Origin of the sequence: Staphylococcus sp. HGB0015, from assembly GCF_000411275.1 — a bacterium.
Taxonomy (GTDB): Bacteria; Bacillota; Bacilli; order Staphylococcales; family Staphylococcaceae; genus Staphylococcus; species Staphylococcus schleiferi.
In genome coordinates this window covers 875,272-896,647 of sequence record NZ_KE150417.1, presented here as the reverse complement: position 1 = coordinate 896,647, position 21,376 = coordinate 875,272, and the positions used below count along the sequence as shown (strand labels likewise).

24 protein-coding genes and 1 other RNA gene are annotated in these 21,376 nt (G+C 35.3%); 21 read left to right on the top strand and 4 right to left on the bottom strand.

The window, feature by feature from the left end; genetic code table 11:
* Window positions 1-49 precede the first annotated feature (49 nt).
* Genes HMPREF1208_RS04115 through HMPREF1208_RS04105 form a run of 3 tightly spaced genes read left to right on the top strand, consistent with a single transcriptional unit; the run spans window position 50 to window position 1,742 of the window.
* Window positions 50-748: a DnaD domain-containing protein gene (locus tag HMPREF1208_RS04115; RefSeq protein ID WP_016425094.1), complete on the top strand. Its 699-nt coding sequence runs from the start codon at window positions 50-52 to the stop codon at window positions 746-748.
* The gene (gene nth / locus HMPREF1208_RS04110; protein ID WP_016425093.1) at window positions 738-1,406 is read left to right on the top strand and encodes an endonuclease III; all 669 of its coding nucleotides are present in this window, start codon (window positions 738-740) and stop codon (window positions 1,404-1,406) included. The genes HMPREF1208_RS04115 and nth overlap by 11 nt, the downstream gene beginning before the upstream one ends.
* A 3-nt stretch (window positions 1,407-1,409) precedes the next feature.
* A complete protein-coding gene (locus HMPREF1208_RS04105) occupies window positions 1,410-1,742 on the top strand; it encodes a YpoC family protein (RefSeq protein WP_016425092.1) in 333 nt (110 codons plus the stop codon).
* Window positions 1,743-1,838: 96 nt separating this feature from the next.
* Here the strand turns inward: HMPREF1208_RS04105 and HMPREF1208_RS04100 are convergent, their stop codons facing one another.
* Window positions 1,839-4,055: a transglycosylase domain-containing protein gene (locus HMPREF1208_RS04100; protein WP_016425091.1), complete on the bottom strand. Its 2,217-nt coding sequence runs from the start codon at window positions 4,053-4,055 to the stop codon at window positions 1,839-1,841.
* The gene (gene recU / locus HMPREF1208_RS04095; RefSeq protein ID WP_016425090.1) at window positions 4,052-4,678 is read right to left on the bottom strand and encodes a Holliday junction resolvase RecU; all 627 of its coding nucleotides are present in this window, start codon (window positions 4,676-4,678) and stop codon (window positions 4,052-4,054) included. Before recU ends, HMPREF1208_RS04100 begins: the two co-directional genes overlap by 4 nt.
* 197 nt (window positions 4,679-4,875) lie before the next feature.
* Between recU and HMPREF1208_RS04090 the strand changes: the two genes are divergently transcribed.
* The 8 genes from HMPREF1208_RS04090 (at window position 4,876) to HMPREF1208_RS04060 (ending at window position 13,687) form a co-directional block, all read left to right on the top strand.
* Complete coding sequence (locus tag HMPREF1208_RS04090) at window positions 4,876-5,217, top strand: DUF1798 family protein (RefSeq protein ID WP_016425089.1); 342 nt, start codon at window positions 4,876-4,878, stop codon at window positions 5,215-5,217.
* The gene (locus HMPREF1208_RS04085) at window positions 5,210-5,767 is read left to right on the top strand and encodes a DUF1273 domain-containing protein (RefSeq protein WP_016425088.1); all 558 of its coding nucleotides are present in this window, start codon (window positions 5,210-5,212) and stop codon (window positions 5,765-5,767) included. The genes HMPREF1208_RS04090 and HMPREF1208_RS04085 overlap by 8 nt, the downstream gene beginning before the upstream one ends.
* Before the next feature lie 19 nt (window positions 5,768-5,786).
* Window positions 5,787-6,122 carry a cell division regulator GpsB gene (gene gpsB, locus HMPREF1208_RS04080; protein WP_016425087.1) on the top strand — a complete coding sequence of 112 codons (336 nt, stop codon included), beginning with the start codon at window positions 5,787-5,789 and terminating at the stop codon, window positions 6,120-6,122.
* Window positions 6,123-6,162: 40 nt separating this feature from the next.
* An RNA gene (rnpB, locus tag HMPREF1208_RS11765) (RNase P RNA component class B) lies at window positions 6,163-6,548 on the top strand.
* 420 nt (window positions 6,549-6,968) lie between these two features.
* Window positions 6,969-8,096, top strand: coding sequence for a THUMP domain-containing class I SAM-dependent RNA methyltransferase (locus HMPREF1208_RS04075; RefSeq protein WP_016425085.1), 1,128 nt, complete (start codon window positions 6,969-6,971; stop codon window positions 8,094-8,096).
* A 38-nt stretch (window positions 8,097-8,134) separates the two neighbouring features.
* A complete protein-coding gene (rarD, locus tag HMPREF1208_RS04070) occupies window positions 8,135-9,052 on the top strand; it encodes an EamA family transporter RarD (protein ID WP_016425084.1) in 918 nt (305 codons plus the stop codon).
* Window positions 9,053-9,342: 290 nt separating this feature from the next.
* Complete coding sequence (locus tag HMPREF1208_RS04065) at window positions 9,343-12,798, top strand: dynamin family protein (protein ID WP_016425083.1); 3,456 nt, start codon at window positions 9,343-9,345, stop codon at window positions 12,796-12,798.
* A gap of 4 nt (window positions 12,799-12,802) precedes the next feature.
* On the top strand, window positions 12,803-13,687 hold the full coding sequence (locus HMPREF1208_RS04060; protein WP_016425082.1) for a 5'-3' exonuclease: 885 nt from the start codon (window positions 12,803-12,805) through the stop codon (window positions 13,685-13,687).
* Window positions 13,688-13,779: 92 nt separating this feature from the next.
* On the opposite strand, the gene HMPREF1208_RS04055 is transcribed toward HMPREF1208_RS04060, so the two are convergent.
* A complete protein-coding gene (locus HMPREF1208_RS04055) occupies window positions 13,780-14,184 on the bottom strand; it encodes a ribonuclease HI family protein (protein ID WP_016425081.1) in 405 nt (134 codons plus the stop codon).
* A gap of 132 nt (window positions 14,185-14,316) precedes the next feature.
* Window positions 14,317-15,015, bottom strand: a complete 699-nt coding sequence (locus tag HMPREF1208_RS04050) for a queuosine precursor transporter (RefSeq protein WP_016425080.1) — start codon at window positions 15,013-15,015, stop codon at window positions 14,317-14,319.
* A 210-nt stretch (window positions 15,016-15,225) separates the two neighbouring features.
* On the opposite strand from HMPREF1208_RS04050, the gene HMPREF1208_RS04045 reads away from it, so the two are divergent.
* The 10 genes from HMPREF1208_RS04045 (at window position 15,226) to HMPREF1208_RS04000 (ending at window position 21,333) form a co-directional block, all read left to right on the top strand.
* Window positions 15,226-15,411: a zinc-finger domain-containing protein gene (locus tag HMPREF1208_RS04045; protein ID WP_037559128.1), complete on the top strand. Its 186-nt coding sequence runs from the start codon at window positions 15,226-15,228 to the stop codon at window positions 15,409-15,411.
* Window positions 15,412-15,439: 28 nt separating this feature from the next.
* The gene (locus HMPREF1208_RS04040) at window positions 15,440-16,555 is read left to right on the top strand and encodes a virulence factor (protein WP_016425079.1); all 1,116 of its coding nucleotides are present in this window, start codon (window positions 15,440-15,442) and stop codon (window positions 16,553-16,555) included.
* 28 nt (window positions 16,556-16,583) lie between these two features.
* On the top strand, window positions 16,584-17,024 hold the full coding sequence (gene brxA / locus HMPREF1208_RS04035; protein ID WP_016425078.1) for a bacilliredoxin BrxA: 441 nt from the start codon (window positions 16,584-16,586) through the stop codon (window positions 17,022-17,024).
* Window positions 17,025-17,308: 284 nt separating this feature from the next.
* Window positions 17,309-18,262 (top strand): thymidylate synthase, encoded by a 954-nt coding sequence (locus tag HMPREF1208_RS04030; protein WP_016425077.1) that lies wholly within the window; start codon window positions 17,309-17,311, stop codon window positions 18,260-18,262.
* A gap of 16 nt (window positions 18,263-18,278) precedes the next feature.
* Complete coding sequence (locus tag HMPREF1208_RS04025) at window positions 18,279-18,758, top strand: dihydrofolate reductase (protein ID WP_016425076.1); 480 nt, start codon at window positions 18,279-18,281, stop codon at window positions 18,756-18,758.
* Between the two features lie 19 nt (window positions 18,759-18,777).
* Entirely contained in the window at window positions 18,778-19,629 is an 852-nt protein-coding gene (locus HMPREF1208_RS04020; RefSeq protein WP_016425075.1) for a DegV family protein, read from the top strand.
* 19 nt (window positions 19,630-19,648) lie between these two features.
* On the top strand, window positions 19,649-20,173 hold the full coding sequence (gene msrA, locus HMPREF1208_RS04015; RefSeq protein WP_016425074.1) for a peptide-methionine (S)-S-oxide reductase MsrA: 525 nt from the start codon (window positions 19,649-19,651) through the stop codon (window positions 20,171-20,173).
* Window positions 20,170-20,598, top strand: a complete 429-nt coding sequence (msrB, locus tag HMPREF1208_RS04010) for a peptide-methionine (R)-S-oxide reductase MsrB (RefSeq protein ID WP_016425073.1) — start codon at window positions 20,170-20,172, stop codon at window positions 20,596-20,598. The genes msrA and msrB overlap by 4 nt, the downstream gene beginning before the upstream one ends.
* 13 nt (window positions 20,599-20,611) lie before the next feature.
* On the top strand, window positions 20,612-21,112 hold the full coding sequence (locus HMPREF1208_RS04005; protein ID WP_016425072.1) for a PTS sugar transporter subunit IIA: 501 nt from the start codon (window positions 20,612-20,614) through the stop codon (window positions 21,110-21,112).
* Entirely contained in the window at window positions 21,112-21,333 is a 222-nt protein-coding gene (locus HMPREF1208_RS04000; protein WP_016425071.1) for a YozE family protein, read from the top strand. The genes HMPREF1208_RS04005 and HMPREF1208_RS04000 overlap by 1 nt, the downstream gene beginning before the upstream one ends.
* Window positions 21,334-21,376: the final 43 nt, after the last annotated feature.

Sequence of the window (21,376 nt, the reverse complement as noted above, 5' to 3'; positions counted from 1 at the left end):
TTGATAGATCAGTGCGGACTTCATTTAAATATAGTGAGGGGGAAATGGTATGAATGCACGTGAACTTCAAATTAGACCTGTTGTGATTCGATATGAACTCCTTGAGCATTATCATGACTTAGGTTTGAATGAGAATGACTTAGTGATACTCCTTAAAATTTTGCATGCTTACGAGCACTCGAATGAACAACCTTCTATAGATACGTTAAAAAAAGGGACAACTATGAAAGCGTTCGAAGTGACAACCATCATTCAAAAGCTCATTCAGCTCGGTTTGTTAGAAATGAGAGTTGAGAAAAACGCAGAAGGTAAATTCACTGAATATATCAACTTAGAAGGGTTCTATGAACAATTTTCGCAAGTATTATCACAAGTTGAACAAACAACGCAATCTACATCTCAAGCAGAGGCTTTTAAACAATTGTTTCATCGCATAGAAACTGAATTCGGACGTCCGTTATCGCCTTTAGAAATAGAACATATTAATCAATGGCTAGATGTTGATCACTATGACATTAAAATTATTGATGCTGCACTGAACGAGGCCCTTGCACATCAGAAGACATCATTAAAGTACGTAGATAGAATTTTATTAAATTGGCAAAAAAATAATGTGACTACCGTAGAAGATACGCAACCGATTCGTGCAAAATTTAAAAAGCAATCTCAATCTCAACAACCTGTTAAAAAAATAGAAAACCTTCCAAAATTTAATTGGTTGAAAGGAGAGAATCCTTTTGATAAGTAAAAAGAAAGCACTTGAAATGATTGATGTGATTAATCAAATGTTTCCCAATGCAGAGTGCGAGTTAGTTCATGATAATCCTTTCGAGTTGACCATTGCGGTTCTATTATCAGCGCAATGTACAGATAATACCGTCAATAAAGTTACGCATTCATTATTTCAAAAATATCATACTCCAGAAGATTATTTAGCTGTTGATTTAGAGGAATTACAACAAGATATTCGTTCGATTGGACTTTATCGAAACAAAGCAAAAAATATACAAAAATTAAGTCGATCTTTACTTGATCAATTCGATGGGGAAGTTCCACATACACTTGCTGAACTAGAAAGTCTTGCTGGAGTCGGTCACAAAACGGCAAACGTAGTGATGAGTGTCGCATTTGGTGAACCTGCACTTGCAGTAGATACGCATGTTGAACGCGTATCTAAACGTTTAGGCATTTGTAGATGGAAAGATAATGTAACTGAAGTTGAACGCCGATTAACGTCAATCATTCCAAAAGAACGCTGGACAAAGAGCCACCACCAACTTATCTTCTTCGGTCGCTATCATTGTCTAGCTAAAAAACCGAAATGTGGTGTTTGTCCATTATTTGATGATTGTCGAGAAGGTCAAAAGCGTTATCGTGCATCACTTAAAGCAGCAGGAGGGCACTAGTTGATGGAACAATTAAATCAAATGACTACTTTAGAAAAAGAATTAGATCAATTCGCCAAAAGTCGTCAAATTGGCAGTGTACAGGCCAAACCATTACTTAATCAATATTACTCATTGTTAATGGACTATTTTTACGCAATTAACCAAGTCGAACCTACTTCATTAGCACAACTTGATTTGGATACACTCACAATCGTTCCGTTTAATATTGTTGATCGACTTGCATATATTGAAGAAAGAAAGCATCACTATATGGGCTACCAACAAATGAAAACACTCAAATCAGAACTGATTAAAATGTATGCCGCTTATCGTGCGCGACATCACATTGAATGACTCTTCTTCATCTTCATACAATGATTTCAAACATCAATCAAAGACAAAAAATATCCCAGTTTTCTCGCATTGAGTAAACTGGGATATTTGTATGATTTATCGGTTAAAAAGATGACCGAAAAAACCACCATTATTATTTGAGTTATTGTTACCTTGTTGTTGTGGACGGTTACCGTTATTCAAATTCTGACTTTCATTGTTGCTATCACTTGATCCAGATGTCGAATTGGAGTTAGAACCTCCGCTTGACTCTGTAAAGTTACTTGTTGTATGGCCATCCGGTGATTTTGATACATATAAACTTTTACCGCTACCACTTACAGAATCAGGGCGTTTGAAATCTTCACCATCGTGTGGACTAATTTCACTCATGACATCTTTAAATAGAAGTTGAGGATATTTTTGTTCACTACTACCGACGAATGAGTTTTCACCATATTGCTTAACTTTGTCAAAGCCCATCCATACTGACATTGTGTATTTAGGTGAGAAACCTGTAATCCAGACGTCTTTAGCGGCTGAGTCAGGTAAGTTATATTGTTGATACGCTTCTTGACCATATGTGCCTGTACCTGTTTTAGCTGCCATGTGGACACCTGAAACACTGTTACCATAAGCTGAACCATAAGCTTCAAACGTACCTTTTAAAATTTCAGTTATCATATAAGCCGTATAATCACTCATCGCTTTATGACTTGTATGATCAAATTCAACTGTATCGCCATTTGCCTCTACAACTTTCTTAATAGAGTGTGCTTTATTATAAGTTCCTCCATTAGCAAATGAAGCATAAGCTGAAGCGAGTTGCGTAGGTGAGAATTCAGAAGATGAACCACCTAGAACTTCAGATGGACCAATATTTGAATTTTCATATTCGAGTCCTACTTTTTTCGCAAAATCAGTTGGTGCTTTACTTCCTGCTTGTTCTTTTACTTGTTGCCAAGTTTTTAAAGCTGGAATGTTAAAACTTTGACGTAATGCATCATAAATCGAAACTGTACCGTGACTCTTCTGATCATAGTTTCGGAATGTACCACCGTCAATGTTGTACGACTGCTCATCTTGGATAGAATGGTTTGTCGCCCATTGTAAATTTTCGATAGCTGGACCATAAGCTAAGAATGGTTTCAATGTAGAGCCTGTAGGGTGTGCGTCAGTCGCTTGGTTACGCTGAACAACATCTTTATAATCTCTACCACCAGAAATAGCTGCAAGGGCACCTGTTTTACTGTCTACAATTGTTGAACCGACGAGCTGATCATCATTTTTATAATAGCCGCCATTATCAATATGACTTTGTAAAGATTTTTGAGCATCTTTATCCATATACGTATAAATCTTAATACCGCTATTTAATAAATCTGCTAAATTTTCATTTTTAAATTCAGGGTTACCCATTAATTCCTGCTTCACAAAATTGACGTAAGAATTGTATTGTTGTGAATCATCATCCGGTTTAACTTGACGCTCTTCAGCTGAACGTTTAACTAAGTTCGCTGTAATTGGCGTATCTTGTGCTTCTTTCTTTTGCTTTTCAGTAATACGGTGGTGATAAGCCATTAAATAAAGCACTGTGTCTTTACGTTTTTCAGCTTCTTTAGGATGATCGTACAAATTGTATGTGTTTGGAACTTGTGGCAAACCAGCAAGATAAGCAGATTCTGCTAAATTAAGATCTTTCAAGTCTTTATTGAAATAGTATTTTGCTGCGGCTTTAACGCCATAAACACCATCAGAATAATAAATTTTATTCAAGTACATTTGGAAGATCTCATCTTTAGAGTATTCTTGCTCAAGACGATAAGATAAATATGCTTCTTGCGCTTTACGTTCGATAGATTTTTGGTCAGTCAAAAATGTTCGTTTAACAACTTGTTGCGTTAAAGTTGAAGCACCTTGTGAACCAAAACCACCAGATACATTTTTAAGTACAGCGCCGAACAGACGTTTATAGTCTATCGCACCATGATCATAAAAACGGTTATCTTCAGTAGCAAGTACAGCATCTTTCATCGTATCTGGAACATCTTTTAAATCAACATGTTCACGTCTTGCACCATTATCAAGCGTCTTGACTAAATCGCCATCTTTATCATAAATTTTCGCCGGACTCGGATCTTGTAATTTTGATTCGTTAAAAGCTGGAGCTTTCCACGCATAGTAAGCAAAAAGCAAAACAGCTAATAACGCTAAAATGACAAATGCTAGAACTAAAAAGCTCAGCACCTTAATAATCGTACGCTTAATATTTTTATTCTTTTTTTGACCGGACTTCTTGTTGGCGTGACTAGAAGTCCCTTTCTTTTCCGTCATAATCGGTCCTCACTTTCATCTAATATCAACTTATCAACTGCATTGAGGTAATCTAATCTGGGTTGATACTGATAAGGAATATAGTAACCATTTTCTTGAATTTCTTCAACCTTAATTGATTTTTTTCCATTTTTTATGTAACGCTCCCAAAATGGAATAAATCGCTTAAACGGTAAAAGATAGACTTCATCGATTCCTTTAAAACGAAATAACAAAAATGCAATACCGCCATGCGCCACAACTTGCTCCATATGTTTCACTTGATGTTCATGAATGTTTTGTAATGGAAAGGACGTTTTATTTTTTGTTTCTTTCGCTTCAAAGTCGATATAAAAGCCTTTATAAACACCATTATAGTCAGTGGTTGAAGGCGTTCTAAAATAAGCCTCTTTTATTACAGCTTGACTCCGCTTAGGATAATCGACTTGAACAATTTGCACAGGTGTCGGTTTCTTGTGTATCACAGCTTTATTCGTTCTCAAATAGAACTGATTAGAACGTTCAATGTCATTTTCTAATGTCATCCCACGGCCACCGTATTTTATTTTACTAGAACTATGACGCACAGGGCTTCCGTCTTGAGTCCGACTTGGTTTGAAAGGCTTACCATTTGGATAATTCATTTTTTCACCTACAGTCCATGTTTGCTGTCCTATTAAACATGATAGGATAGGCGTTTTATAAATCAAAAAAACGATTCATAAACTGTCATTATTGTAACATAGATAGGTCTTGACCGTTACCCCTAAACATATCTGGTTAAAACTTTGAATTTGAATATGATAAAATCGAAGTAATCTAACATGAGGTGATACCACTTATGCAATCTGCAATCGAAAAACTTCTTGATGACTTGAACCATATCTCTTTGCGTTATCAACAGGCTAGGGAAGGGCACCCATTTGAATTTTACGAAGACATTGCACCTTTTGTTGCACAAGTCGATCAAGATGTAGCATCTTTAAATTTGTATGAGAATCAAATTCAAGATCTTCCATATTTTAATCGTCAAAAATTTGTGCGTATGCAATCACTTATTTCAGAGCTTGCTATCAGCTGTCACCAATCCACAACAAGTAAAAAAATATTTATAGATCGATTTAAAGCGGTTCAACACGACTTGAATTATCTCATTCAAAACGGGGGTCATAAAGATGTATAAAACGATGTATATTACAGGTTATAAATCATATGAACTTCAAATCTTTGATTCCCAAGCGAAAGAAGTGACCTATTTAAAAAAATTTATTACTCAAAAACTCATTCAATACATTGAAGAGGGGCTTGAATGGGTATTAATACAAGGACAGTTGGGAATTGAAATGTGGGCTGCAGAATGTGTCATTGAACTTAAAAAGGAATACCCAGAGTTGAAACTCGGTGTCATTACGCCTTTTTTAGATCATAGCTCTAAATGGAATGAGGCTAACCAATTACAGTACCAACAAATCATAGCAGAGAGCGACTATGTTAATAGTATTTACCAATCTGCTTATCAAGGCCCTTTTCAATTTCAAGCTGCAGATCAATTTATGTTGGACCATACGGATGTCACAGTCTTAATTTATGATGATGAACAAGAGGCAAGCCCTAAGTTCTTCAAACAGAAGTTAGTTGATTTTGTTGAAAAAACAAACTATACTTGTGATATTGTGACGTTTGACGAAATTATGAGCTTTATCAATGATTTACAATGGTCAGAAGAAATTTAAATCAAATGAGGTGGAACAAATGTCAGATGTTTCGTTAAAGCTTTCAGCAAAAGACATTTATGAAAAAGATTTTGAAAAAACGATGGTACGTGGGTACAGACCAGAAGAGGTTGATGCATTTTTAGACGATATCATCGCTGATTATCAAAAAATGGCAGACCTAAATAATGAAGTGATTAAATTATCAGAAGAAAATCACAAGCTGAAAAAAGAAATTGAAGATCTACGTATTCGTGTTGCTTCAAGTAGACCTCAAGATAATAAGAGTTTCGCTAACCAAAGTTCAACTCAAAGCAATAACGTAGACATATTAAAACGTATTTCTAATTTAGAAAAAGCGGTCTTTGGAAAATAGTCATTGCTTTTGAGATTAAAAATGCTATAATTTTTAAGGATATTTCGTGTAATCGCTATATGGTTTACATATAGAGGAAAGTCCATGCTCACACAGTCTGAGATGACTGTAGTGTTCGTGCTTGATGAAACAATAAGTCAAGGCAATATCAATGATATTGACGGCAATGAACTAACCTAAGTCATTAGATATGGTTATATTAGTTTGAAAGTGCCACAGTGACGTAGCTTTATTAGAAATAATAAAGGTGGAACGCGGTAAACCCCTCGAGTGAGCAATCCAAATTTGGTAGGAGCACTTGTCTAACGAAATTCAACGTATAGACGAGGAAAGGTAATATCCCTTTCAGACAGATGATTACAACTGGCGTACCAGTGCTGCTAGTGCACGTAATGAGTACAATAGTACAGAACATGGCTTATAGAAATATCTCAACTAGTTCGGGCTGGGACATCGAGTTCCAGCCCTTCATTTATGCAAAAAATAAATGAAGCAGCTTAATCGTGTGTTAAAATAAAATTGTGTTAAAAAATTCACTGAAAATATTTTTTCAATGGTTTACAAAATAATAGTTAAAAATCAATCGCATCCCTAAAAGTGACGATTAAATTTTTAAAATTTTTAACTTGCTGAGTTGGAGAAGGAAAGCGTCCAAAAAATTAGAGGTTTTATAGGACGCGTCTTGCCATGAATCATAATGTTATTTCAGAAATTAAGGACCCTTGACTTAATCACGTATACATGTAAGTCAGTTTCTTTACAATTCTAGCCTTCCTTACATGCCGGGGAAGGACTTGATATTTTATAGGCAGTTTAATTCCAAATATGTATGTTAGGAGAATGATTGTGTATCAATTATTAGCAGTATGTCCAATGGGGCTTGAATCGATTGTTGCCAAAGAAGTACAAGAGTTAGGATACGAAACGCGCGTTGAAAATGGACGCATTTACTTTCAAGGTGATGCATCTGCATTAATTAAAGCCAATCTATGGTTGCGTACAGCAGATCGTGTCAAATTAATTATCGGTCAGTTTGAAGCAAAAACTTTTGACGATTTATTTGAACAAACTAAAAATCTTCCTTGGGAAAACTATATTTCTGAAAATGGACAGTTTCCAGTACAAGGTCGTAGCTTAAAATCGACGTTACATAGCGTACCAGATGTCCAAGCCATTACTAAAAAAGCAATTGTAGAAAGACTTAAAAAAGCATACGAAGTGTCAGGCTGGTTAGACGAAAGCGGCGCGAAATATCCTGTAGAAGTCAATATTTTAAAAGACCGTGTTCTTTTAACAATTGATACATCTGGTTCTGGACTTAACAAACGCGGTTATCGACTCGCTCAAGGTGAAGCGCCGATTAAAGAAACGTTAGCCGCGAGTTTAGTTAAACTTGCAAACTGGAAAGGCGATACACCATTAATCGACCCATTTTGTGGTTCTGGAACTATCGCAATAGAAGCTTGTTTAATCGCCCAAAATATTGCACCTGGCTTTAATCGCTCATTTGTTTCAGAACAGTGGGATATAATTCCTGATGGACTCTTTGATCAACTGAGAGATGAAGCAGATCAACAGGCTGATTATGATAAAGAAATAGAAATCTATGCTTCAGATATTGACCCTAAAATGGTTGAAATCGCAAAACGAAATGCTGATGAAGTAGGGGTTGGCGATATCATCAAATTTGAAGTTAAAGACGTCAACACTTTAACAATAGCGCATGAAGGGCCAATCGGGCTAATAGGGAACCCGCCTTATGGTGAACGTATTGGTGACCGCGATGAAGTAGAAGCTATGTATCGCTATTTAGGTACATTATTGCATCAAAATCCTCAACTTTCACTGTATATTATGACAAGCCATAAAGCATTCGAACATTTAGTTAATCGTAAAGCAACAAAACGACGTAAACTTTTTAATGGCTATATCGAAACGACTTATTATCAATATTGGGCAAATAAAAGTGAATAAGCAATTCATGAAAACTTTTTTAGAAAAGAGGGACTGATTTGTATCAAGATCAGGCGTTTAAACGTGGGATTTTTTATTCAGTAATATCTTATGTCATGTGGGGAACACTCCCACTCTATTGGACATTAATTCGTGGGATAGATGCGACTGAAACGTTAATGTTTCGTATTGTATTATCACTCATATTTATGGTTATTTTAATTCCGTTAATAGGCCAACAAAAGCAAGTCTATCAAGATTTTTCAAATTTAATAGCTAAACCACTCAAACTTTTTATCATTATATTAGCGGGATACGTTGTAGCAGTGAACTGGGGGACATTCATCTTTGCAGTTAACTCTGGTTATGTGCTACAAACAAGTTTAGGTTATTACATTAATCCGCTAGTCAGTATTTTACTGGCAATGATCTTTTTTAAAGAACGTTTTAATCGTTTAGAGTGGCTTGCAATTCTCTTTGCTGCTATAGGTGTCGTTTATATGACAATCAAAGTAGGGGAATTTCCAGTCATTTCTTTACTTTTAGCTTTTTCATTCGGCATATACGGCCTGCTCAAAAAATTAGTGCCTATGCCTGCAGTAAGTAGTATTACGATTGAGTCATTAGCAACTGCACCAATGGCGTTGATCTATCTCATATATCTTGGACAAACGTCAGGGTTAAGTGTCGGAATCAATATGTCATCATTTTGGCTCCTTTTTTCAGGCGCAGTAACCGCGATACCGCTTCTTGCTTTTTCAGAGGGCGCGATTCGTATTCCACTATCACTTATGGGTTTTATTCAATATATTGGGCCGACACTTATTTTTATACTGGGTATTTTTGTATTTAAAGAGCCATTTAATATGGATCAGTTTATCACATTCTGTTTTATTTGGACTGGCATTCTCATTTATGTCATTTCCCAACTCCTTAAAATGAAACGTCGTCCAAAACCGCTTGAATTTCAAGAATAGACAGTATTTGGCGCAGTATATTAACTCAATAGTATATTCAATAAGCAGCAACGTTACATTCATGTGACGTTGTTTTTTTAATCTGCATTTTAATACAAAGTAAGCGTTAATGAAATTGAGCTTAACAGAATAATTAAGAAGCGCTCACAATGTTTTGACTTCATCATAATGTCTTCCTATCGATATGCATATCGCTTCAAGTGATAAAATAAGTATGACTGTACAATGTTACAATTAAATTCATATAATAGAACTATAGAGTGCTTTATAAACAAGGGGAGTCAGTTTACATGCAGAACCAAGAAGAACTAGATATTTTATATAAATTAAAAAAAGAAGTAGAAAAATCAGATCATTATACGTTTGTTCAAACGATTAATCAAATAATTAAAAAAGTTTACCTAAATCAATATACCGTGACCTTTGTAGGCCACTTTTCATCTGGAAAATCGACAGTCATTAATCGTCTTATCGGTCAGGAGATATTACCCAGCTCACCCGTTCCAACCACTAGTAATACCGCACTTGTGACTGTTGCTGAGCAATCAGGGATGACCGCAAACATTGAAGGTCAAAAATACACTTCCCTTCAAAATTATGACGAAGTTAAAGCGATGAACCGGGAAAATTATCAAGTTGAATCCATTGATATTCAAATACAAAGTTCAAAGTTCAAAAATGGCTTCACTTTTCAAGATACGCCAGGTGTAGATTCCAATGTACAATCACATAGTGCGCAGACTGAGCAATTTTTATATACAAGTAATATTGTTTTTTACACAGTTGATTATAATCACGTTCAATCTGCTTTAAACTTCAAATTTATGAAAAGATTAAATTATGCAGGTATCCCGGTTGTCTTTGTTGTTAACCAGATTGATAAACACAATCATCAAGAAATCGACTTTGAAACTTTTCAACGTCGTGTGCAACAGTCAATTCAAGAATGGGATATTCAACTTTTGAAAACATTTTATATTACTAAATTTGAGCATCCTTATAATGAATTTGATGCCCTTTCATCATTTATACGAGAACAAGACCAACATAGAGAACCCGTCAAAGATTATGTTGCTCGAATGAAAGAGTTTATTCAACAACATCAAAAAGATTATTTACAGCAAGAAATGCAGATGCTTCTAGAACGTTTAAATATTACGGCTGAACAATTTGATCAAGCATATCAAACACATCAAAAAAATGAAATGATAAGTGAAGAAACACAACTGTTAAATACCCCTTCAGCCCTTAAGCAATATTTAAAAGATAAACGCAGATCTATTATTGATAATGCTTATATTATGACGCATGATATGCGGGAAACCATTCGTTTTTATTTAGAAAGTATGACTAAAAACTTTAAAGCAGGGGGACTTTTTAATAAAAAAAGAAAAACAGAGGAAATTCGCGCTGCACGCCTTCATGACGTTATACAACAACTGCAGAAGCGGATTGCGCATCAAATTGAAAAGCCTATGCAAGATGACTTATCATTTTTGACACGCTTTATCAATAATACACAATTGAATCAGCAAATTTTAAAGCAACACTTTGAAATTCCTGAAAGTCTTATCACTGAACTGTATCAAACACAAATAGAAATTACGAATCAGTATGTGCTCACTTTCTCAGAGCATTTAATGAAAGAAATCAAGCAATATATCTTGAAAATGTCTGAGCCTTTAGATGAAGAAATCATTGAAAATGTCCATGCAGAAGAGCATTTAGTTGAAGATTCCACTGATATTCAAGACTATAAGCGCTATATCGATTTGCGGAAATTAAAGCAATCTCTAGAAACAGAAAACTATCGCCATTACTATATTCATATGTCAGACTCTCTTGACCAACTGATTGATCGGACACGCATTCATTTCCAACCACAAGAAACGGTATCCGACTCAACCTATGAATCCGATAATCATCAAAGTGTGGTCACAAATGAGCGAAGTTTGCATACAACTCAAATCCAACAAGGATTAGACGTTGTTCGCAACATCCCGCTTTTTAAAACAAGTGTCAAAAACATTGAAGATACATTAACGAGAATGACACAACAAAAAATTAAAATAGGGATTTTCGGTACATTTAGCGCTGGAAAAAGTAGCTTGATTAACGCGCTACTAGGTAAAGCTTATTTAACTAGTTCGCCTAATCCTACCACTGCCGCTACGACAGAAATATCGTATGGGTCCCATCACAGTGTTACATTTAAAACACCTGACGCCTTATTAGCAGATATTAACGATATGACCCAGCTCATAGACAATCAGTTTGATTCAATCACGACGTTTTTAAACACAGATCTTGAACAATTAAAAACAAAGATTGATAAAAATAGCGTTGCCTTTATTAATGCAGTAGAAAAAAACTATGATTTATATCAGTCCTATATCGAAAAGGGCATAGAACACCCCATCGATGCTTCAGAAATTTCGAAATGGAGTGCGGAAGACGAATTTGCTACCTTTGTACAAATGGTGCACCTACGTCTACCCTTACCATGGCTAAAAGACAAAGTGATCATTGACTCATTAGGTTTACATTCTAATAATCAACGACACACGAATGAAACCGAAAAGATTTTGACAACATCAGATCTTATTTTATATGTAAGTTATTTTAACCATGCGTTTACACAGAATGATCAAGCTTTCATACAACATATGAAAGATATGAATCAATTGAAAACCAATCAGTCGTTTAAAATGGTCATTAATGCTGTTGATTTAGCTGAAAACAGTGACGAACAACAAGCAGTATATGCATATGTCAAAGATGCGTTGTCTAAAGTCCAAATGAACCCTGATATCTTTATGGTATCGAGTCGCGCCGCTTTAGAGACAGATGATGAAGGGATGCATACGTTAAAAGAAAGTATCACACATTTCGCTGAAGTCGAATCTAAATCACTGTTAGAACAGAAAATGTATGATCAATTTGCCTATATTAAGGAAGCTTACGAATCAATCATCAACGATTTTGAAACCAATGCGCAACAAATGCATCAGACGCAACAACAACTTGAACGTATGCGCCGAGAAAAACTATTTAAAGCTGAATTAATCCAATCGATTGCACAAAAGACCTTTAACGAAATAGAAGATCAAATTTACCATTTAAATGAGCGCTTAAAAATCCAATTAGCAGATGATGTTAAAGCGATTTATAATGGCCAAATGACAAATACAAATCATTTTAATGAAGAAAAAAGACGGAGTACGAAATCATATCTTGATCAAATACACCAAAAGCTCTTCTTAGAACAAACACTGCTAATAGAAAGACTTAAGCATTTCTTTAATCAAGCATTACAACAAGAAATGGCACCTAAAATTAAACTACTTCAACACTATCGCGTGATTATACCTGATTACGAAACCATCCAGATTGAACCGTATGAAAAGTCTATTTTAACGCTCGAGTTACAACAAATGGTTGATCAATTACCTAAACAGCTGACAAAGCGAAACCTTTTACAGCCTAAAGTACAAAAACAAATCCAATCAGAAATCAAAGAACGCACGATTAACTTGCTTCAGCCAAAGTTGACTGAACTACGAAAAGTGTTAGAATCGCTGTTAGACCAACTCACTTCAAAAGCAACTGAAGCGATTGAAACGGCAGAATTAGAAGCACAAAATGAAATCAATGCGATCCTTGATTTCAAAATTGATGATACACTTATCAATCAATTAAAAATAAGCACGCCAAAATTAGCACAAATTCTAAATTCAAAGGACTGAAACGATGACTCAAAAACTTTTACTTATAGACGGCATGGCCTTATTATTTCGTCACTTTTATGCGACGAGTATCCATAAAAATTTTATGCGAAATTCAGCAGGTGTCCCTACAAATGGGACACAAGGCTTTGTCAGACATGTCTATAGCGCGATTCGAGATATCCAACCGACGCATGTCGCAATTTGTTGGGATATGGGAAAGGCGACATTTAGAAATGAAATGTATGTAGATTACAAACAAAATCGCCCAGAACCACCAGAAGAATTAATCCCTCAATTTAATCATGTCAAACATATTTCACAATCACTCGGCTTTTTAAATATAGGCGTCGAAAACTTTGAAGCAGATGACGTTATCGGTACACTCGCACGCTCTTTTTCAGAGTCTGATGAACATCACGAAGTTTATATTGTGACAGGTGACCGAGATTTACTTCAATGTATTAATGAAAAGGTTAATGTTTGGCTGATTAAAAAAGGATTTAATGAATATCACAAGTATGATCAAGCCCGCTTTGAAGCGGAATATGGTTTAAAACCACAACAACTTATTGATGTTAAAGCTTTTATGGGAGACACTGCTGATGGATATCCTGGTGTCAAAGGGATCGGAGAAAAAACAGCGATTAAATTGATTCAACAGTATGATTCAGTTGAAAATGTTGTTGAAAATCTTGCAAAGTTAACACCGGGTCAGCAGAAAAAAATCAATGAACATTTATCTGAACTTCAACTGTCTAAACAATTGGCAACGATAGAGTGTCACGTTCCTATAGAATGGACTTCATTACTTGAATCTATGGCGCATCAAGTTGAACTTAACCACGTCCTTTCAATTTGTGATCAACATGAGCTTTTTGTCTCAAAACGATTTATTCAACATTTATAGTATATCTTCAGAATGAGGTATGGTTGTCATTATTAAAAAGTACCGAAATTAACTGTTTTTCATAAGTTAATCTCGGTACTTTTTTATTTGGGTTAATCAGACTGTTGCTTTATTGTATGGTATAACTTATCTTGTGCTAATTGATTTGCTGCTTTATTTTGCTTTCTCGGAACCCATTTCACAAAGCAAAGTGCAAAATGGTTTGATTCATTTAAGTAACGCTCAAGATAAGCTTTAAAGTGTTTATTTTTAACATATTCTCGATTCACAGCATCTTCGATAAGTTGTGAATCCGTATAGATCAGTGCAGTCTCGATATTTAACGCTTTAGCCTGTTTCATTGCAAATAGGAGCGCTTCCCATTCTGCAGTATGATTGTCCATCATCCCTAACACTTTAGTGGCTGTATAACGCTCATGTTCATCTACAATCACAACGCCACATGTGCTTAGACCCGGATTGCCTTTCGTTGCTGCATCAAAATGTATTTTCGCCAATAGAGCTCACCACACTTCAACTTCTTTAAGATTAAATACGCCAACATATTACATTATTACAGAAATCTTCACCCGCAAGATTAATGACTAATTCAAAGTCATCTTTTATTTTTAAATTAACATGATTGCTGATCAATAGCCATCATCTTTAATTTTACCTTTACGATAAAGTGATTTTGCCCAATAACCAAATGGTACATTCAAAATTGTAGAAAGCAATTTTAATAAATACGTTGTTATAAATATTTCAAATATGACAGGATGAGGTAGACTGCCATAAAAAGCGATGAGTACAAATAACGCAGTATCAAATATCGAACTTAACGTTGTACTTCCATAAGCACGTATAAAAAATGTGCGATCCGATTTAAATATTCTCTTAATCACATTAAATACGAACACATCAATGTGTTGGCCGATGATATAAGCAATGATTGAGGCAAATGCAATACGAGGTACGACATCAAAAATAGATTTCAACGCGCTTTGTGCCATATCCGCATCACTTGGTTGAAATGCTAAGGAGATTTGCATGACGATAATCATCACTAAAGTGGATGAAAAACCTAACCAAACTGCTCTTTTAGCAACTTTCCGCCCATAAATATCATTCAATACATCAGTTGCAAGATAAATAGAAGCAAACATAATGTTACCTAAAGTGGCTGAAATCATAAATATATCCACCGTTTTCAATACTTGGATATTTGCAATAATTGTTCCTATTGCGACCCACGCATATAATCCGGCCTTACCAAAAAAACGGTACATTAAAACCATTAATATAAATGTAACTAAAAACGCGACTAAACCTAGCCATTCGTTATACAATGAGAATCCCTCCTAAATTTTGTTAAAGCGGGTGTTTAGAAACCGCTCAACGATATAACTTTACTATTATAAGCAAACCGTGTTGTATTTTCAAGATAGGTTTTTCTGAAAGGATTGAGGAAATCACTAAGTTTAAACATTTCAATGTACCTATCAATCATGTTAATATAGTGAATATTGTATGCATTATATTTTAAAGAGGTGAATTTTGTGCTCACTGAATCTAAGAAAAATGCTATTGCCGAGATTGACCAACTCTCTCAGCAATATTGTGAGCAATGTCTTGTTAAATCATACATTCGAAAAGTAAAAGGGAAGACACAAGCACATCACTTCTGCATCAATGAATGTTCAATTGGAAAGCAAATTCGACAACTTGGAAACGAGTTGCAATAAATGTCATGATTTGATGAGGAGGTTTTTTATGGAAATTGTTAAGGTAGAGCCTACACCGAGTCCAAATACCATGAAAATTGTTTTATCTGAAACAAGGGAAGATCGTCATTCTTCGACTTATACCGAAGTTAAAGAAGGGCAACCTCCCTTTATCAATGCTATTTTGAAAATAGAAGAAGTTAAATCTGTTTTTTATGTGTTAGATTTTATAGCGGTTGATAAAATGCCTAAAGCAGATTGGGAGGATGTTTTGCCTAAAGTGACTGCGACGCTCAATCACGATCAGCAAGATTCTCTCTCCGAAATTCAACCGGATTCACATTTTGGGGAAATTAAAGTAGAAGTCCTAAAGTTTAAAGGGATTCCCTATCAGGTTAAATTAACTACAGGGGATAAAGAATATAGAGCGCAATTAGAGGATCGCTTTGTTAATGCCATGCTTTCTACACAATTACCTGAAGATAACGTCGTATTTTTACGCAAATGGGCATCACTAGGTGTAAGATATGGGGATATCGAAGAAGTTATGGCAGAAGTCATTGAAGAAATGCATGCAGTTTACCCGGAACATGTTTTAGACCAATTGGTTGAAGAAGCTAAAAACACTAATATCACTGTTCCCGAAAAACATTATACGCATGTCTCTTTAGAGACCTATCAGCAAACAGCGGATTGGAAAACACGTCTACGGATGCTTAAATCTTTTCCAACACCAACTGCAGACGACTATCCTTTACTAGATGCGGCATTAAATGAAAGTAAAGTCCCATTGAGAAGAGAAGCTGTGGTCTTGCTCAGTATGATTGAAGACAAAGCCACACTTCCATACTTATATAAAGGTTTAAGAGATCAAAGCCCAGCAGTTAGAAGAACAGCGGGAGACAGTATTAGTGACTTAGGCTTTAAGGAAGCTTTACCTGAAATGGAACGGGCGCTCGACGATCCACAAAAAATAGTGAGATGGCGTGCTGCGATGTTTCTTTTTGATGAGGGTGGTCCCGCACAATTGGAAAGTTTAAAAGCGCATCAAGACGATTCAGCGTATGAAGTGAAGCTCCAAATTGAAATGGCGATTACGCGCATTGAAAATGGAGAAGACGCGCTTGGATCTGTTTGGAAGCAAATTGCAAATCGAAATCAATAAATGAATAAATAGAGGGAGTGTTTTTATAATGAATGCATATGATGCTTATATGAAAGAACTTGCTGCACAAATGAGAGGCGAGTTAACAGAAAATGGTTTTGAAAGTTTAGAGAGTGAAGCGGATGTCAGTGATTATATGGCAAATGTGGAAGACGATGCAACAACATTTGTTGTCATCAACTCAACTTGTGGTTGCGCGGCAGGACTTGCGCGCCCAGCAGCAGTGGCAGTCGCTGAACAAAACGAAAACAAACCTAATCATAAAGTCACAGTATTTGCCGGTCAAGACAAAGAAGCAACAGCTAAAATGAGAGAATACATTCAACAAGTACCATCAAGTCCATCATTTGCGCTATTTAGAGGTACACAACTTGTGCACTTTATGCCACGTGAACATATCGAAGATCGAGACATTAATGATATCGCCATGGATATTAAAGACGCTTTCGATACGCATTGCCAAGCATAACTTTCTAACAAGGATTGAAACATGCCAAACAAATGCTGTTTCAATCCTTTTTGACTTTCAATAATAGCAACAGTGCGCTATCATTTCATAGCTCATCGCGACAATTGAAAGAAAGAGTTCATTAATTAGAAGTAAGTAAAGACGCCACACAGACAACTATGAGCATACGTTTATTTAGAACCCATTTGCTAGTTAAGAAGCATCTCTTATCAACAACGTTGTTTTTATTTTTCAAATAGTTAAAAATCGTCTATTATATATACTAAGAGAAAGAGGTGAATGTCATGAATCCATTTGATCAAGCGTATCACAGCTTATGTGAAGAAGTATTAAAAATTGGAAATCAACGTGATGATAGAACAGCCACAGGCACCATTTCTAAGTTTGGTCATCAACTTCGATTCGATCTTTCGAAAGGGTTCCCGTTACTCACTACTAAAAAAGTTTCGTTTAAGTTGATTGCTACAGAATTAATATGGTTTATTCGAGGCGATACAAATTTAAGATATCTTTTAAAATATAATAACAACATTTGGAATGAATGGGCGTTTGAAAAGTATGTCCAAAGTTCAGATTACCACGGCCCAGATATGACTAATTTTGGCCATCGTGTCCAACATGACCCAGAATTTGCAAAAATCTATCAACAAGAGATGAACAACTTTAAACATCAAATATTGAACAACGATGCATTCATGGAAAAACACGGAGATTTAGGTAATGTCTACGGTAAACAATGGCGTGATTGGGTTGGTGCTGATGGGCAGCATTATGATCAACTTAAAACAGTTATTGAACAAATTAAGACACATCCTAATTCGAGACGTCATATTGTGAGTGCTTGGAATCCATCAGAAATTGACACTATGGCATTACCGCCATGTCATACACTATTTCAATTTTATGTAGAGAACAATCGATTAAGTTGCCAGCTCTACCAAAGAAGTGCTGACATCTTTTTAGGTGTTCCTTTTAATATTGCAAGCTATAGTCTGTTGACGCATCTTATCGCAAAAGAATGTCAATTAGAAGTCGGTGAATTTGTTCATACTTTTGGAGATGCGCACATTTATAGCAACCATATAGAAGCGATTCAAACACAGCTTGAACGAACAAGCTACGAACCACCTCAGTTAAAAATTAATTCTGATTGCTCGATATTTGATATAGAATATGAAGATTTAGAGATCGTTAATTATCAATCACATCCAGCAATAAAAGCACCGATTGCTGTATAAATAAAGGAGCAAACAAATGACACTATCTATTTTAGTCGCACATGATCAACATCGTGGTATTGGATTCCAAGGCCAATTACCTTGGCATTTACCTAATGATTTGAAGCATGTAAAAAAATTAACCACCGGGCATACACTTGTTATGGGACGTGCCACTTTTGAGTCAATTGGCAAGCCATTACCTCAACGTAGAAATGTTGTGTTGACTCGAAATAAAGACTTCCATCATGACGGCGTTGATGTGATACATGACATTGATGAGATACAATCCATTAAAGACGAACATGTTTTTATATTTGGCGGACAATCTTTATTCGAAACTTTCATCGACAAGGTTGACGACATGTATATCACAGTGATAGATGATGAATTTCAAGCAGATACCTTTTTCCCACCTTATACATTTGAAGAGTGGAAAGTCGTTTCTGCAGAAGAAGGTACAGTAGACGAGAAAAACAAGTACCCACATACATTTTTACATTTGACTCGAAAGTAAATCTTGGAGGTTTCATACTATGCAACAAATAATTGTTACTGATTCAACATCAGACTTAGAACCATCATTTTTAAAACAACATAATATTCATGTCGTTCCATTAAGTGTTACAATTAATGGCGACTCATACGAAGATCAAACTGAAATTACAAATGAATCTTTTTCTCAATACTTGGGTTATGATGAAAATGATCTTAAAACAAGTCAACCTCCAATCGGAAAATTTGTAGAGAAATATGAGGAACTTGCTCAAACTGGTGCTGAAATTATTAGTATCCATCTATCTTCAGGTTTAAGTGGTACTTACCAAACGGCTGTCCAAGCAAGTGAAATGGTTGATGCTAAAATTACTGTCATTGATTCAAAATCGATTTCGTTTGGTTTAGGTTATCAATTGAAATGTTTAACACAATGGGTTGAAGCTGGCTTATCAACAGAAGAAATCCTTAATAAATTAAAAAAATTACAAGAAAACATCAAGTTATACGTCATTATTGGTCAATTAGATCAACTGATTAAAGGTGGACGCATTAGTAAAGCAAAAGGCTTGATTGGTAACTTTATGAAAATTAAGCCAATTGGTGAACTTGTTGATGGTAATTTAGAGATGATTCATAATGCACGTACACAAAATGCATGTATTAAATTTATCCTGAAAGATTTAAAATCATTTATCGGTGATAATGCTATTGAATCGGTTGGCATATCACATGCAAAAGCACAAGATTTTATGGATAAATTTAAAGAAAAATTAGACGAAACATTTAATATACAAAAATTTGAATTTGGACATACGACACCCGTGATTTCTACGCATACAGGTGCGGGTGCAATCGGTTTAGTTGTCTTGAAAAATTCTAAAGACTTATAAAAACTCGGAGGTGTCAGAAATGGCGATAGCAACATTGGCAGGCGGATGTTTTTGGTGCCTCGTAAAACCATTTACATCATATGACGGTGTTAAGAGCATCACTTCTGGTTATAGTGGTGGCACGGTTGAATATCCAACTTATGAAGAAGTATGTACGAATACAACAGGACATGTTGAAGCTGTTCAAATTGTATTTGATGAACAAGTGATATCTTTTAGTGATATTTTAGATATTTATTTTAAAACATTTGATCCGACTGATAAAAATGGACAATTTTTTGATAGAGGCGAAAGTTATCGACCTGTCATTTTTTATCATGATGAAGCACAGAAAGAAAGTGCACTAAAGAAAATTGATGCGCTAAATGAGGCAAAAATATTCGATAAACCTGTCGTCACACCGGTAGAACCTTACAAAAATTTCTATCCAGCAGAAGACTATCATCAAGATTATTATAAAAAACATCCCGTTCATTATTATCAGTATCAGCGTGGGTCTGGTAGAAAAGCATTTATCAAAAAACATTGGGGTGATCAAGCATGATTAAAAAAGATAAAAAAGATCTAACTGACTTAGAATATCTCGTAACACAACAAGATGGGACAGAACCTCCATTCCAAAATGAATATTGGAATCATTATGAAAAAGGGATTTATGTAGACAAAATTTCAGGTAAACCACTTTTTACTTCTGATGATAAATTTGAATCAGATTGTGGTTGGCCTAGTTTTTCAAAAGCCATTGATGATCAAGATATTATCGAACTTGTCGATAAATCTTTCGGAATGATTCGAACAGAAGTCCGTTCTGAAGACAGCAATAGTCATCTCGGTCATGTCTTTAATGACGGCCCAAAAGATCGTGGTGGCTTACGTTATTGTATTAATTCAGCAGCAATTCAGTTTATTCCTTATGAAAAACTTGAAGCACTCGGTTATGGTGATCTCGTAAAACTTTTTGATAAATAAAGGAGTTAACAAGATGTTCAAAAAACTTTTCGGTAAGAATAATGAAGCAAGCAAAGACATTACGGTTTATGCGCCTATTAGTGGTGAACTTGTAAAAATCGAAGACATTCCAGATCCAGTTTTTGCTCAAAAAATGATGGGAGAAGGGTTTGGCGTGCAACCTATTGAAGGTACAGTTGTTTCACCTATAGATGGTGTTGTAGATAACGTTTTTCCTACTAAACATGCAATTAGTTTAAAAGCTGATAATGGTCTTGAAGTATTAGTTCACATTGGCTTAGATACTGTTCAACTTAACGGTGAAGGATTTGAAGTTTCAGTTGAAAGTGGTGATCGAGTAAAAATGGGTGCTGTCCTCGTATCATTTGATTTAGAATTTATTAAACAAAATGCTAAATCTACTGTTTCTCCAATTATCATTACCAATACTGCTAGCACAGAATCAATTCAATTTGAAGAGGCGTCACATCTTAGCAAAGGTGAAACTTCAGTGATAGAAGTGAAAATGAAATAATGAAAGATGCATCATTTTATCAATTCGCATTAACTGTACGTGGCCGTAAAGATCTACAAGGGGCACTCGCAGAAATGATTTTTGAAGATTTATCATTTCCTAAATATGAGAAAAGTTTCGATGTATTGTCCGAATATATTGAAACGGAAGGTAATTATACTTTACCTATGTCTGTCTTTGATGATTTATATGAGGAATATCAAGAATGGCTACAATTTTAATGTGATGTATATCTTTCCACATATGCGTTTTAAGGGTGCGGAC

Coding starts and splice junctions, on each gene's coding strand:
- HMPREF1208_RS04115 (WP_016425094.1), top strand. CDS start 50: ATGAATGCACGTGAACTTCAAATTAGACCTGTTGTGATTCGATATGAA.
- HMPREF1208_RS04105 (WP_016425092.1), top strand. CDS start 1,410: ATGGAACAATTAAATCAAATGACTACTTTAGAAAAAGAATTAGATCAA.
- HMPREF1208_RS04100 (WP_016425091.1), bottom strand. CDS start 4,055: ATGACGGAAAAGAAAGGGACTTCTAGTCACGCCAACAAGAAGTCCGGT.
- recU (WP_016425090.1), bottom strand. CDS start 4,678: ATGAATTATCCAAATGGTAAGCCTTTCAAACCAAGTCGGACTCAAGAC.
- HMPREF1208_RS04090 (WP_016425089.1), top strand. CDS start 4,876: ATGCAATCTGCAATCGAAAAACTTCTTGATGACTTGAACCATATCTCT.
- HMPREF1208_RS04085 (WP_016425088.1), top strand. CDS start 5,210: ATGTATAAAACGATGTATATTACAGGTTATAAATCATATGAACTTCAA.
- gpsB (WP_016425087.1), top strand. CDS start 5,787: ATGTCAGATGTTTCGTTAAAGCTTTCAGCAAAAGACATTTATGAAAAA.
- HMPREF1208_RS04065 (WP_016425083.1), top strand. CDS start 9,343: ATGCAGAACCAAGAAGAACTAGATATTTTATATAAATTAAAAAAAGAA.
- HMPREF1208_RS04060 (WP_016425082.1), top strand. CDS start 12,803: ATGACTCAAAAACTTTTACTTATAGACGGCATGGCCTTATTATTTCGT.
- HMPREF1208_RS04040 (WP_016425079.1), top strand. CDS start 15,440: ATGGAAATTGTTAAGGTAGAGCCTACACCGAGTCCAAATACCATGAAA.
- brxA (WP_016425078.1), top strand. CDS start 16,584: ATGAATGCATATGATGCTTATATGAAAGAACTTGCTGCACAAATGAGA.
- HMPREF1208_RS04030 (WP_016425077.1), top strand. CDS start 17,309: ATGAATCCATTTGATCAAGCGTATCACAGCTTATGTGAAGAAGTATTA.
- HMPREF1208_RS04025 (WP_016425076.1), top strand. CDS start 18,279: ATGACACTATCTATTTTAGTCGCACATGATCAACATCGTGGTATTGGA.
- HMPREF1208_RS04020 (WP_016425075.1), top strand. CDS start 18,778: ATGCAACAAATAATTGTTACTGATTCAACATCAGACTTAGAACCATCA.
- msrA (WP_016425074.1), top strand. CDS start 19,649: ATGGCGATAGCAACATTGGCAGGCGGATGTTTTTGGTGCCTCGTAAAA.
- msrB (WP_016425073.1), top strand. CDS start 20,170: ATGATTAAAAAAGATAAAAAAGATCTAACTGACTTAGAATATCTCGTA.
- HMPREF1208_RS04005 (WP_016425072.1), top strand. CDS start 20,612: ATGTTCAAAAAACTTTTCGGTAAGAATAATGAAGCAAGCAAAGACATT.
- HMPREF1208_RS04000 (WP_016425071.1), top strand. CDS start 21,112: ATGAAAGATGCATCATTTTATCAATTCGCATTAACTGTACGTGGCCGT.